This window comes from Aeromonas sp. 603404, from assembly GCF_049171775.1.
Taxonomy (GTDB): domain Bacteria; phylum Pseudomonadota; class Gammaproteobacteria; order Enterobacterales; family Aeromonadaceae; genus Aeromonas; species Aeromonas veronii_A.
The window spans coordinates 22749-35935 of record NZ_JAAKPE010000004.1 but is presented as its reverse complement, the minus strand read 5'-3'; the positions used below and the strand labels follow the sequence as shown (position 1 = coordinate 35935).

The following is a 13187-nucleotide window of genomic DNA, read 5'->3' as shown; positions in this document are numbered from 1 at the left end:
GGTTATGGGTGGCGCCAGCGCTGGGTGCGATCCAGCAAGGCGCGGCTCAAAAAGAGCTGGAGCAGCTTGACGGTGGCGGCGGCCAGCAGGATCAGGGTGGCCATGGCGGCGGCGGCAGCGGTATCGCCGGAATCCTCCATGTTCAGCACGGCGATGGAGGCGAGCACGCTGTCGCTCGAATAGAGGAAGATCACCGCCGAGGTGGTGGTCATGGCGTTGACGAACAGATAGATAAAGATCTCCAAGAGCGCTGGCAGGGAGGCGGGCAGGGTGACCCGCCAGAACGCCTTCCAGAGCGGAATGCGCAATGAGATGGCCACCAGCTCCAGCTCTTTGGGCAGTTGCTTGAGGCTGGTTAGCGCCGTCATATGGCCCACGGTGTAGTAGTGGATGACGCAAGAGAGCACCATCAGTGGCAGGGTGCCGTAGAGGCCGCCAAAGAGCGGATTGCCGTTGAAAAAGAAGATGTAACCCAGCCCCAGCACCATGCCGGGTACCGCCAGCGACAGCATGGCGAGCAGATGCAGCAGTTGGCGCAGCGGCGCGAAGTGGCGTCCCTTCTCCTGCGCCCAGGCCAGCACCATCACCAGCACGGTGCCGATAAGTGCGGTATAGAGGCCCAGCTGCAAGGTGTTGGTAAAGGGCTGCCAGCCATAGACACTGTTGCTGTCAAAGGCGTAGTGATCCAGCGTCAGAGCGAGGTTGTAAGGCCAGAACTGTACCAGCGAGCCGTAAACCGCCATGCCCACCAGCGCCAGAAACAGCAGGGCCCAGAGCGTGCACCAGCCGAGCGCCAGCAGATCCCGCAGCCGATGGGGTTTGGGCCGATAGGGCACCGCCTTGGTGCTGCTCTGCTCCTGCATCTTGCTGCGCACTCTGTGCTCCAGGGCAAAGCTCAACAGTGCCGGCAGCAGCAGGGTGACGCTGGCAACGGCGCCCAGCGAGAAGTTCTGCATCCCGATCACCTGCCGGTAGATATCGGTGGCCAGCATGCTGTACTGGCCGCCAATCACCTTGGCCACCCCGAAGTCGCAGATGGTGAGGGTGAAGACGGCGATGGCGGCGCTGAGCAGGCCATAACGGGCGGTAGGCAGGGTGACGGTGACAAAGGTGCGCCAGCCGCTGCTGCCCAGCACCCGGGAGGCTTCATAGAGGCGGGCGTCGCTCTGACCGAGCGCCGTGATAAGGATCATCAGGGCGTGAGGGAAGCACCAGAAGCCAAGACCAATGACGATACCGATGGGGCCGTAGATGCTCTCCCCGCCGAGCAGCCCCTTGGCGATCCCCTGATTGCCAAACCAGTAGACCAGACTGATGGCGGGCAACAGGGAGGGCATCAACAGCGGAATAAGGCCGATAAGGCGAAACAGACTCTTGCCCGGCATGCAGGTGCGGGTGAGGGCATAGGCGTAGCCAAAGGCGATGGTCACCACCAGCGCGGTGATCAGCACTCCGAGCCAGAGGGTATTGCCGATGGTGCGCCCCAGATGAGGGGAGTCGAAGTAGGCGCTGAAGTTGGCAAGGCCCACCCAGAGGCCGTTCTCATCCTGCAGGCTCTTTTGCAGCATGGTGAGCAGTGGCAGCAGCAGACCGCCGGTGAGCAGGGCGATGCCGAGCGCAAGCAGGAACAGTTGCAGCAGCTGATCCCGGCTCCAGCCGCGACAAAGTCGCTGCCAGCGGCCGTCTGGCCGGGCTGTCGCTGGCGGCAACAGGGAGGAGGTCGCAAGGGGGGCTGTCATGGGCGATCTCCTTCAAACAGCTGAATCGCCCCGGCGGGCCAGTGCAGCAAGCAGCGCATGCCGCTGCGCCAGCCACCCTGTTCGTGGCGGGGCAGCTCGTGGGTCGGGCGCTCCACCAGGATCTGCTGCGGGCCCAGATAGGTGTCGGCGGTGCAGATCAGGCGCTGAGCGGCGCCGAGAAACTCCACCTGATCGATGGTTGCTTCAATGCCATGTTGCCCAAGATACGGCTCGCTCGGCGCACTCAGGGTGATCGCCTCGGGGCGGATCGCCACCTGCAATTTGCTGCCGGCCGCGGCCCGGTTGGCAAGTGTCAGCGGTTGTTCGTTGAGGCGCACCTGAGTGGGGCCGAGCACCAGGGTGTCGAGGAAGTTCATGGTGCCGACGAAGCTTGCCACGAAACGGCTGGCAGGCTGGTGGTAGATCTCCTGCGGGGAGCCTACCTGCACGATGCGGCCACCCTCCATCACCACAATGCGATCGGCCATGGTCAGCGCCTCTTCCTGATCGTGGGTCACCATGATGGTGGTAATGCCAAGGCGCTGCTGCAGGGCGCGGATCTCGCTGCGAAGATGGGTGCGTACCAGTGCATCCAGCGCGCTGAGCGGTTCGTCCAGCAACAACAGGCCGGGGGAGAGGGCGAGCGCCCGGGCCAGCGCCACCCGCTGCTGCTGGCCGCCGGAGATCTGGCTCGGGTATTTGTGGGACTGGGCTGTGAGATCCACCAGTCCCAGCCAGTGATCGACCCGCTCCTTGATGAGATCCCGTGCCAGCCCCTGATTTTCAAGGCCGAAGGCGATGTTCTGGGCCACCGTCAGGTTGGGGAAGAGGGCATAGGATTGAAACACGATGCCAAAGTCGCGCTGCTGGGGCGGCAGTTGGGAGATGTTGCGCCCCCCTTGCCAGATCTCGCCGCTGTCCGGCAGATCCAGCCCGGCGATGGCTCTGAGCAGGGTGGTTTTGCCGCAGCCGGAGGGGCCGAGAAAGCAGATAAACTCCCCCGGCTCAATGGTCAGAGAGATCCCCTTGAGGGCCTGAAAAGCACCGAACTGCTTGTTGAGATGTTGAATGTCCAGATAGGGCTGGGTCATGGTTCGACTCGCTACTGATTTGGTATATACCAGTTTGCGGGTGAAGTGTGACGGTCAGGTGATCGGGGGATGACAGCTTGATGACAGTCAAATGACATCGGGTCGCCAGCAAGTGGTTGGGCCCTGTGTGGATGGGCGAAGCGTCGCTAATTGAAGGCAATACAAACTCGGGAAGTTAAAACCAAAAAGCGAAGGCCAACACCTGTTGGCCTTCGACTGGCAGTTTATTGGTGGCTGTGTGTGGGGCGTGAACAAACCGCAGCCCTTCACGCTTACTGCTTGGCTTCGGTCTTGCCGTCGAAACTGGCGCTCCACTGGGCCAGGATGGTGTTGCGCTCGCGGGCAGCCCAGCCAAAGTCGTTGTCGATCATCTGGCCTTTGATATTGGCGGGATAGCCGGCTCTGGGCTTGGCCACATCCGGGATGGCGACCACTGCGAACGACTTGTTGTAGAGGGCGTTGGCCTGTTCGGTGGCGGCAAAGTCGAGCAACTGCTTGGCGGCATCCAGCTTGGGGGTGCCCTTGATGATGGCGGCAGCTTCCATATCCCAGCCCGAACCCTCTTTCGGGAACACCACCTCGATGGGGGCACCCTTGGCCTTGAGGCTGGTGGCCGGGAAGTCAAAGGAGATACCGATCACCGTCTCGCCGCTGGCGGCCAGCTTGCAGGGGGCGGAGCCCGAGTGGGTGTAACGGTCGATGTTCTGGTGCAGGCCGTTCATAAATTGCCATCCCTGCTTCTCACCCATGGTCTGCAGCCAGCCAGCGACGCTCAGGTAACCGGTGCCGGAGGAGCTGGGGTTGGGCATGATCACCTTGCCCTTGTAGATGGGCTTGGTGAGGTCGGCCCAGCTGGTGGGGGCCGGGATCCCCTGTTTCTCGGCCTCTACCTTGTTGAAGCAGATGGCACTGAAGAAGGCGTCCAGACCGATCCAGTGCGGCTCGGCCTTGCTGTCGCGAAAGCGGCTGTCGAGCTTATCCAGCCCTTTCGGTGCATAGGCATTGAGCATCTGCTGCTGATCGAGCTGCATCAGGCTGGTCGCCGCCAGCCCCCATACCACATCCGCTTTGGGCTGGGCTTTTTCTGCCAGCAAGCGGGCGGTGACCACGCCGGTGGAGTCACGCACCCACTTGATGTTGATATCCGGATGCTGGCGCTCGAACGCGGTTTTCAGCTCGCTGAGCTGCTCCGGTTCGAAGGCGGTATAGACGGTGAGATCGGTTGCGGCCAGTACCGGGGTGGTCATGGCAGCCAGCACGGCGGCGGCCAGCAGATGGGTTCCCTGTTTCATCCTCTTCTCCATATAAGTTGGCTTGGTATAAACCAGATTGGTCGAGAGAGAGGCTAGGGGATCTTTATGACGTGACCGTGACAGCCCCGTGACGTTTTGCTGTTCCTGATTTGTTCGTGACTAATCCTGGGTATCCACCTCGATCTCCAGACTGTCGTGGCGCCAGTACTCCAGATCGAAGTCGAGCACCCGGCCGTGCTGATCGAAGTTGAGTCGCTCGAGGCGCAGGGCGGGCAGACCGGCGGTGGCCCCCAGCGCCTTGGCCACCTCGTCCGGCAGGGCGGTGGGGAAGAAACGTACCTGCATGCGGGCGTAGTGGAGATCGTAATGGGCCTGGTAGATCTCGGTCAGACTGCCGTTGAGATCCAGTTCCAGCAGGCCGGGCACCCGCTCTGGCAGGCAGTGGTTCTCGCAGTAGCAGATGGCGCGCCCGTTGGCGTAGCGCAGCCGTTTGAGCAGAAACAGGCTGTCGAACGGCTTGAGCTGCAGTTGCGCCATCAACGCAGGCGGCACCGCCTGGCGGCTTTTCTCCAGCAGCTCGGTGCGCGGCTCGCCCCCTTGCTCCCGCACTATCTGGTGAAAGTTGGAGGTGCGTCTGGGGTTCAAGCGAAAGCGCGGCGGGGTGACAAACCAGCCGCGGCGATCCTCCCGATAGATAAGGCCGTTCGCCTCCAGCTGCACCAGTGCCTCGCGAATGGTGACCCTTGTGGTGCCATAGAGTTCCCCCAGCAGCCGCTCGGAGGGGAGCTTGTCGTTGGGGGCCAGACCCCCCGCCAGGATCTGGTTGGCGAGGGCATCCTTGATCTGCAGGTATTGCGGTTTGCTCATGAAAATCCCTGGTTTTGCAATAAGTTGGGCAATGGGCTGGGCGCAGGGCTGGTCATCAGCCCGACCGTTAAACGACGAAATAAAAACAAGTTGGTAGATACCAGCATCGCCCCTGCTGTTCAGGCTTCCTAGATTATCGCGATCCTGGCGCTGAAAATGAATTTTTTGTTGCACGTAGCGCCACCCCTTTGACCTTGGCGGGGCAGTTACCCACAATGCGCTCATTCTGGTATATACCAAAAAGGAGCGAAGTCATGACCCATATTCCTGCGGCCCCCGCCGCCGTCGATTACCTGCTGCTGACCCCGGGCCCCCTCTCGACCACCGCGACGGTGCGCGCCGCCATGCTGCAAGACAGCTGTACCTGGGATGCGGACTACAACCAGGGTGTGGTGGAGCCCATCCGCCGCGAGCTGGTGCGGCTTGCAACTGGCCCTGAATATGAAAGTGACTACAGCGTCGTGCTGCTGCAAGGGAGTGGTAGCTATGTGGTGGAGAGCGTGCTGGGCTCGGCGATAGGCGTCGATGAGTGCCTGCTGATCATCAACAACGGCGCCTACGGTGCCCGCATGGGGGAGATGGCCCGCTGCCTTGGCCTGCGCCACCATGAGCTGGACTGCGGCGAGACCACCCGCCCGGAACCCGCCGCCATTGAGGCGATGCTGGCGCGCCACCCCGAGATCACCCACTTGGCCATGGTGCACTGTGAGACCACCACCGGCATGCTCAATCCGCTCGATGAGGTGGCTGCGCTCTGCCTGCGCCGCGGCATCCGCCTGATCGTTGATGCCATGAGCAGCTTTGGCGGCATCCCCATCGACATGGGCCGCCTTGGCATCGAGTTTCTGATCAGTTCCGCCAATAAGTGCATTCAAGGGGTGCCTGGCTTTGGCTTCGTCATCGCCCGCCGCGCTGCGCTGGCGGCCTGCGCCGGTCGTGCCCGCTCGGTCTCCCTCGACCTGCACGCCCAGTGGCAGACCATGGAGCAGCAAGGGGGCAAGTGGCGCTTTACCTCGCCCACCCATACCGTGCTTGCCTTTGCCCAGGCGCTGCGCGAGCTGGACGAGGAGGGGGGCATCGCCGCCCGCCATCAGCGTTACAATGAAAATCAGCGCACGCTGGTGGCGGGGATGGCTGCCCTCGGCTTTGCGCCACTGCTGCCAGAACAGTGGCAATCTCCCATCATCACCGCCTTCTACTCTCCGACCCACCCTGACTACCGCTTCGCCGACTTCTACCAGCGGCTCAAGGCACAGGGTTTTGTTATCTACCCGGGCAAGGTCTCCCAGGCCGATTGCTTCCGTATCGGCAATATCGGTGATGTGACCCCAGAGCGGGTGCGCGCTCTGCTCGCCGCCATGGCCAGCGCCTGCTACTGGCAAGGGGGCGCGCGATGACCAGCATGCTGGCTCAGGGTCGTGATCTGCGTGGCCGCGATTTGCATGACCATAAGCTGCACGGCAGCGGCCGCGCCGATAGCGAAGGGGATATCAACCTTGGCGAGGGGCGGGCGCGCTGGTGGGCTGACCAGAGCGAGGCGGTGCAGGCGGGATTGGCGGAGGATAGCCGCTACTTTCTCCATCAGGCACTCTCCACCCCCTGTCTGGATTTGATCGAGGGGGCGCAGGGGAGCTGGTTGACCAGCGTATCGGGCAAGCGTTACCTCGATTTTCACGGCAACAGCGTCCATCAGCTGGGCCACGGCCACCCCAGGGTGGTGGCCGCGGTGCAGCAGCAACTCGCCAATCTGCCGTTTGCACCCCGCCGCTACACCCATCAGGTTGCCATCGACTGCGCCCGCACCCTGGCTGAACTGGCCCCCGGCGATCTCAACCGGGTGCTGTTCGCCCCCGGCGGCAGCGAGGTGGTGGGGATTGCCCTGAAGCTTGCCCGTTTCATCACCGGCAACAGCAAGGTGGTGTCCCTCTGGGATGCCTTTCACGGCGCCTCTCTCGATGCCATCTCGGTCGGCGGTGAAGCCTGTTTTCGCGCCGGCATGGGCCCCTTGATGGCCGGAGTGGAGCGCATCCCGCCGCCCACCCGCTATCGCGGTGTCTGGTATCGCGGGGAGGGGGATGACCAGCACTACGCCGATTATCTGGAGTACGTCATCCAGAAGGAGGGAGGGATCGGCGCCTTTATCGCCGAACCTATCCGCAACACCGATGTGCAGGTGCCCTCGAAGGCCTACTGGCAGCGGGTGCGCGAGATCTGCGATCGCCACAAGGTGCTGCTGATCGTCGACGAGATCCCCAACGCCCTGGGGCGCACTGGCCACTGGTTCAGCTTTGAAGAGTTTGGCATCGAGCCTGACATCATCTGTCTGGGCAAGGGGTTGGGGGGCGGGGTGGTACCGTTTGCCGCGCTCATTACCCGCGACCGTTTCAATCAGGCCGCAGTTATTTCGCTCGGTCACTACACCCACGAGAAGAGCCCTATCGGCTGCGCGGCGGCCCTCGCCACTATAGAGACAATCCGCGAAGCTGGATTGCTGGCAAAAGCGCAGGAGGATGGCCGTTTTATGGCGGCCGAGCTCGCGGCGCTTGCCGAGCGTCACCCGCTGATCGGGCAAGTGCGGGGTATCGGTTTGCTCTGGGCACTCGATCTGGTGGTCGATCATCAGAGTCGCACCCGCAACAGCCAGGCCGCCGAGCGGCTGCTCTACCGCTGTCTGGAGCTGGGGCTCAGCTTCAAGGTCTCCCAAGGGAACGTCATCCAGCTCTCGCCGCCGCTCAATATCGCCCGCGCCGATCTGGTGCGCGCCATCACCATTCTCGATCGCGCCCTTGGCGAGATCGCACTTTCACCGAAACAGGAACACCACCATGACTGACTTGCAGATTGCTGTAGACCCGACCATCGACGTGGAGGCGCTGATCCTCGACTGGGCCGGCACCGTCGTTGATTTCGGCTCCTTCGCCCCCACCTCCATCTTCGTCGAGGCCTTCGCCCGCGCCTATGACTTTGCTGTGACCCTGGACGAAGCACGCCAGCCCATGGGCCTTGGCAAGTGGGATCATATCGCCGCGCTGGGCCGTTTGCCCTCGGTGGATGCGCGCTGGCAGGCCCGCTTCGGCCATCCTATGAGCCACGCCGAGGTGGACCACATTTATCACACCTTTATGCCGCTGCAGATTGCCGCGGTGACCCGCTTTGCCACCCCCATCCCCGGTGTGCTGCCGGTGCTGGATGCTCTGCGGGTGCAGGGGATGAAAATCGGCTCTTGCTCCGGTTATCCCCGTCCGGTGATGGAGGCGCTGGTACCTGCTGCGGCCGATCACGGCTACCGCCCGGATCACTGGGTCGCCACCGACGATCTCAAGGCTGGTGGTCGCCCCGGTCCCTGGATGGCGCTGGCCAACGTAATTGAGCTGGGAGTAAGCGCGGTGCATCGCTGCATCAAGGTGGATGACGCCGTGCCGGGTATCAGCGAAGGGTTGAACGCGGGCATGTGGACTGTGGGGCTGTCGGTTTCCGGCAACGAGTTTGGCGCCACCTGGGAAGAGTTTGTCGCCATGAGCGAGGCGGAGAGCGCCGCCCGGCGCGCACCGGCCGAGGCCAAACTGCGGGCGGCGGGGGCACACTATGTGATTGATACCCTGGCCGACATCGCCCCGGTTATCGCCGATATCAACCGCCGTCTGGCCGCTGGCGAGCGGCCAGAGGCCATCTGCTTGGTCTAACAAAAGCGCTTGACGGGCTTTAGATACAACACGCCCCCATCCGGGGGCGTGTTGCATTTACAGGGTGAAGCCGTGTGCGGTCAGCGGATATCGACCCGCATCAGGGGAGAGGGGGCGTTGTCGACAAAGTGGTGCCAGATATGGTCGTAGAGCGCCTTCTGGCCGGGGAAACTCACCAGCGCCTTGGCTTCGGCCAGGGAACACCAGCGATAGTCTGTGTGCTCATCGTTGAGGGTCACCGCCTGATTGGCCGGGCAATAGACCACAAAAACCGGCACCACCTCCACCGTATTCAAGGCGGCATCGTAAAACTGCTCCAGATACTGGCCGTTGTAGAGCTCGGTGACCCGGATCCCCGTCTCTTCGCCAAACTCCCGAATAATGGTCTGCCAGCCGGTTTCACCCGCCTCCACCGTGCCCGCCACATGGCACCAGAAGCCCCCCTTGACCCGTTTCATCACCAGCAATCTGGTTTCGCCATCGACAGTGGTAAGGGCAACACCAGAGACGGCCTTGCAGCGAATGGGGATCATGATGTGACTCCAGAGGTTGGCCAAAGAGAGCCGTATTGTTTGGCGGACGAGTCAGAGTGGCAAGTGATTTTACGGTCGGCACTGGTCTGTGCCGACGAGGGGGGGGCCAAAGTGACAGGAGGCGGTCAGCCCCCCATTATGCTTGCCGTCTGGATCGCCTCGATCAGCGCGGCCCGGTTGATGCGGGGGCGCTCTTCATCGAGCAGTTGCTGCCACAGCGCAATGGCCTGGCTGTAGCGACCATGCAGGAAGTGATCGGAGGCGAGCAGCATCAGGGCGCTCACTTCCCCCGCGTCCTGCTTGAGGGCGCTATCGAGCAGGTGCAGTGCCTCCGGGGTGAGCTGCTGGCCCGCCTGATAGTAGAGCACGGTGGCCTGCGCGGCTTGAGTCGCTGCGCTGGCGCCCCCCTCCAGCAGAGCGAGACGCTGGTAGGCGAGCAGGGCGTTGTCATATTCGCCCCGATAGAGATAGAGCTGGCCGAGCGCCGCCCAGCTGTCGAGATCGGCGGGGTTGCGCTGAAGCTTCTGATGCAGACTCCCCAGCTCCTTGTCCTGCAGATCCCGCGGGCTCAACCCCGCCAGCGGATCGGGACGGGATGCATAATCCTGCCATGCCTGATAACGGCCGCTGCTGAAATACACAGTGGCAACGGCCGCGATGGCCATGATGCCAAGCAGCAACAAGGCCCGCCCGTGCCGGTTATTGCGGCCGCGATTGTCACGCAGGCTGGCCAGTTGCGCACGCAGGGTCAGCTCAGCTGCCGGGATGGCGTTGGCTAGGCGGGCGGCGCTCAGCTCCCTGTAGAGTGATTGGTCTGGGGAGAGGTCTGCTTGTTCCCCGTGCATGATCAGCAAATTCAATTCGCTGCGCGGATCGGCGGCGGGTTGATGGATTGCCTCAACAGTTGCTTTAACGACAGGGATGGGTTGCGCCTTTGTGCGCGTCAGGCGGCGAAACAGGGTCAACAGCGCCAGCCCCAACAGCAGCAGGGGACCGCCCCACAGCAGCGCCGTGCTGGCCTTTAAGGGGGGAGCGTAGCGGACGAAATCGCCGAAGCGCTCCGTCATCCGGGCGATCACCTGCTCATCGCTCTGTCCCTCGTCCACCCAGCGGTAGAGCTCTAGCCGCAGATCTCGGGCGATGGGGGAGTTGGACTCTACCAGATTCTGGTTTTGGCACTGGGGGCAGCGCAGGGCGCGGGCCAGCTCTTGCGCCCGATTTTGCAGCTCGGGGTGGCGAAACTGATAGGTATCGACCCCGCTGGAATATGCAGTTGCACTCAGCAGCATGCCGAGGGCCAGCAGGGCGCAAGCAAGAGAACGGCACATCATGGCTGTGTCTCCCGAGCTGATGTTGCAATAGACGGCGCAATAGATGGCGCAATCGCGGGTGCCATTGTGGCGGCCTTTATCTGCGCATCCGCTCGCGCCTTGTCGAGCAGGGGGGCAAACTGGCGTTGCCAGATCCCTTTGGTGAGTTCGCCGGTGTGGCGGGCGAGCAGGGCACCATCGGCATCAAACAGATAGGTCTCTGGCGTGCCGTAGACGCCGAGCTCAAGAGCCAATTTGCCGTTAGGGTCGGCCAGTACGGCGCGATAGGGGTTGCCCGCCTGGATAAGCCAGGCGCGGGCCGCATCCCCCTTGTCCCGGTAGTTGAGACCGTAGAGGGGCACGGTGCCCGCGAGCTCGCTGAGCAGCGGATGCTCGGCGCGGCAGTTGGCGCACCAGCTGGCCCAGACGTTAAGGACAAAGGGCTCGCCCTTGAGGCTGGCAGTCTGGATCGGACTCCCATCCAGCAGATTGTTGCTTTGCCACGCAGGCAGGGTACGGCCGAGCGTCGCCTCATCCTGGCTGTAGGGATTGTTGCCAAGGCCGAGCCAGAGCAGGATGCCGAGGCTCAGGGTAAGGAGCAGTGGAAGAAAGAGGCGCAGGCGGGATCTCATAACGCCTCCTGTTCGAGCCGGGGATGGGAGGCGCCAACCACAACGGGGCGGGAGGCGAGCAAGGGGTGACGGGCGAGCAGGCGCAGGGTGCCGCCCGCCATCATCAACAGGCCGCCGAACCAGATCCAGCGCACCAGCGGCTTGTAGTGCAGCCGCATGGCATAGGCATCTGGTCCCATCTTCTCACCCAGTACCACGTAGAGATCGCCGAACATTCCCCACGCGATGCCGGGTTCGTTCATGTTCATGGTGCGAACGCTGTAGTGGCGCCGCTCCGGCGTCAGCCGCGCCACCTCTTTACCGTTCTTGTGCACGCTAAGCGTGATGCGCTCGGCGGTGTAGTTGGGGCCGATCACCGGCTCGCGCCCCTCATAGCGAAACTCGAACGCGCCGAGCTGGTAGGGTTGGTTGGCACTTAACACAGTGCCCCCCTCCTGACTGTGGTGACTCACCTGCGCGATGCCAAGGGCGCACACCGCCACCCCGAGATGGGCCAGCAGGCTGCCGAACCGATTGAGGGTGAGCTCACGCCGCGACGTCAGTTGCAAGAGCGGGAGCAACAGACTGGCCATCAGCCAGAGGCTCACCATATTGGCGAGGATGCCAATCCAGCTACCGGAAAACGATCCCTGTTCCAGATAGGCAAGGCTAAGCAGCCCGCCGCCAAGCAGGCCAAACAGCGGCGGTAACAGCGCGTTGAGTCGGGAATGTGCCGCAAGCTGCTGCCAGCGCAGGCGCGGCAGCTGGGTCATCAGCGTCATCAGGCAGAGGGCCAGCGGCACGAAGATGGTATTGAAATAGGGGGCGCCCACCGAGAGCGAACCCAGATGAAGCGACTGGAACACCATGGGGTAGAAGGTGCCGAGCAGCACGCTGGCGCAGGCCACGCAGAGCAGCAGGATGGCGGCGCCGAGCAGCCCCTCTTTTGACAGCAAGCCAAAGCGGGCATAGGGAGCGCGAATGTCTGCGCGCAGGGCAAACAGGGTGAGGGCGCAGGTCAATAGCAAACCGAGCAGCAACAAGAGGGTGAGGCCGCGGCTGGGGTCCACCGCAAAGGCGTGCACCGAGGTGAGTACCCCGGAGCGCACCACGAAGGTGCCGAGCAGGCTCAAGGCGAAGGTGAAGATGGAGAGTAACAGCACGGCGTGGCCGTAGGCGCCGCGCTTCTCGCAGACAATCAGGGCGTGCAGCAGGGCAGTGCCGAGCAGCCAGGGCAAGAGGGAGGCGTTTTCTACCGGATCCCAGAACCACCAGCCGCCCCAGCCGAGCTCGTAATAGGCCCACCAGGAGCCCAGCACTATGCCGGCGGTGAGAAATACCCAAGAGCCGATCGCCCAGGGGCGGCTCCAGTGAGCCACGGCGCCATCGAGCCGACCCGAGTGCAGCGCCGCCATGGCGAAAGCGAAGTTGACCGCAAAGCCGACGTAACCGAGATAGAGCAGGGGCGGGTGGATGATAAGGCCGATATCCTGCAGCATGGGGTTGAGGTCGCGCCCCTCCAGTGGTCCCGGGAATTGGCGGTCAAACGGGCTGGAGAAGATCAGGGTATAGAGGCCGAACAGGCCGACGATCAGCCCCATGATGGCCAATACCCGGGTTGTAATAAGCGGATCGACCCGCCTGGAGCAAAGGGCCACCAGGGCGCCCCACAGCCCCAGCGCAAACACGAAGAACAGCATGGAGCCCTCGTGGCCCCCCCATACCGCAGCCAGCTTGAAGCCCAGGGGCAGGGCGCTGTTGGCGTGCTGGGCCACATAGCTGACGGTGAAATCATCCTGGCCAAAGCAGCTGGCGAGCAGCAGGAGGGCGGCCCCCAGCAGGATGGCATTGATCAGCGCCAGCGGCGTGGCGCAGCGCAGCAGGGTCGGGGAGGCGAGCCGCAATCCCAGCCAGGGCAGGGTGCCCTGCAGCAAGGAGAGTGCCGCCGCCAGCAACAGTGAGAGATAGCCGAGCTCCGCCAGCACACAACCTCCAGTCAATCTTTGATGTCATTCATGTCATGGCACACACGCAGCGTCGTCTCGCTTTGGCGGGGAATATTGCCAAGCAACGGGTGTGGCATCACCAGAAATTCATTGG

Annotated in this window: 11 protein-coding genes; 3 read left to right on the top strand and 8 right to left on the bottom strand. The window is 63.1% G+C overall.

The window, feature by feature from the left end:
* Positions 1–2: 2 nt before the first annotated feature.
* From G5306_RS07435 to phnR, 4 genes are all read right to left on the bottom strand, one after another.
* Positions 3–1739 (bottom strand): putative 2-aminoethylphosphonate ABC transporter permease subunit, encoded by a 1737-nt coding sequence (locus G5306_RS07435; RefSeq protein WP_421312659.1) that lies wholly within the window; start codon positions 1737–1739, stop codon positions 3–5.
* Positions 1736–2830 (bottom strand): putative 2-aminoethylphosphonate ABC transporter ATP-binding protein, encoded by a 1095-nt coding sequence (locus G5306_RS07430; RefSeq protein WP_421312658.1) that lies wholly within the window; start codon positions 2828–2830, stop codon positions 1736–1738. Before G5306_RS07430 ends, G5306_RS07435 begins: the two co-directional genes overlap by 4 nt.
* Positions 2831–3102: 272 nt before the next feature.
* Complete coding sequence (locus G5306_RS07425; protein ID WP_421312657.1) at positions 3103–4122, bottom strand: putative 2-aminoethylphosphonate ABC transporter substrate-binding protein; 1020 nt, start codon at positions 4120–4122, stop codon at positions 3103–3105.
* 120 nt (positions 4123–4242) lie between these two features.
* On the bottom strand, positions 4243–4950 hold the full coding sequence (gene phnR / locus G5306_RS07420) for a phosphonate utilization transcriptional regulator PhnR (RefSeq protein WP_005300236.1): 708 nt from the start codon (positions 4948–4950) through the stop codon (positions 4243–4245).
* 254 nt (positions 4951–5204) lie between these two features.
* On the opposite strand from phnR, the gene phnW reads away from it, so the two are divergent.
* The 3 genes from phnW to phnX are packed head-to-tail and all read left to right on the top strand — an operon-like array spanning position 5205 to position 8633.
* Positions 5205–6347 carry a 2-aminoethylphosphonate--pyruvate transaminase gene (gene phnW, locus G5306_RS07415; protein ID WP_421312656.1) on the top strand — a complete coding sequence of 381 codons (1143 nt, stop codon included), beginning with the start codon at positions 5205–5207 and terminating at the stop codon, positions 6345–6347.
* Positions 6344–7783, top strand: coding sequence for an aspartate aminotransferase family protein (locus G5306_RS07410; RefSeq protein WP_421312655.1), 1440 nt, complete (start codon positions 6344–6346; stop codon positions 7781–7783). Before phnW ends, G5306_RS07410 begins: the two co-directional genes overlap by 4 nt.
* Positions 7776–8633: a phosphonoacetaldehyde hydrolase gene (gene phnX / locus G5306_RS07405; protein WP_421312654.1), complete on the top strand. Its 858-nt coding sequence runs from the start codon at positions 7776–7778 to the stop codon at positions 8631–8633. The genes G5306_RS07410 and phnX overlap by 8 nt, the downstream gene beginning before the upstream one ends.
* Positions 8634–8713: 80 nt before the next feature.
* Here phnX and G5306_RS07400 read toward each other — a convergent pair whose 3' ends face one another.
* From G5306_RS07400 to nrfE, 4 genes are all read right to left on the bottom strand, one after another.
* On the bottom strand, positions 8714–9166 hold the full coding sequence (locus G5306_RS07400; RefSeq protein WP_158109201.1) for an NUDIX hydrolase: 453 nt from the start codon (positions 9164–9166) through the stop codon (positions 8714–8716).
* 125 nt (positions 9167–9291) lie between these two features.
* Entirely contained in the window at positions 9292–10497 is a 1206-nt protein-coding gene (gene nrfF / locus G5306_RS07395) for a heme lyase NrfEFG subunit NrfF (protein ID WP_421312653.1), read from the bottom strand.
* Positions 10494–11108, bottom strand: coding sequence for a DsbE family thiol:disulfide interchange protein (locus tag G5306_RS07390; RefSeq protein WP_270906055.1), 615 nt, complete (start codon positions 11106–11108; stop codon positions 10494–10496). Before G5306_RS07390 ends, nrfF begins: the two co-directional genes overlap by 4 nt.
* Positions 11105–13072: a heme lyase NrfEFG subunit NrfE gene (nrfE, locus tag G5306_RS07385; RefSeq protein WP_421312652.1), complete on the bottom strand. Its 1968-nt coding sequence runs from the start codon at positions 13070–13072 to the stop codon at positions 11105–11107. Before nrfE ends, G5306_RS07390 begins: the two co-directional genes overlap by 4 nt.
* Positions 13073–13187: the final 115 nt, after the last annotated feature.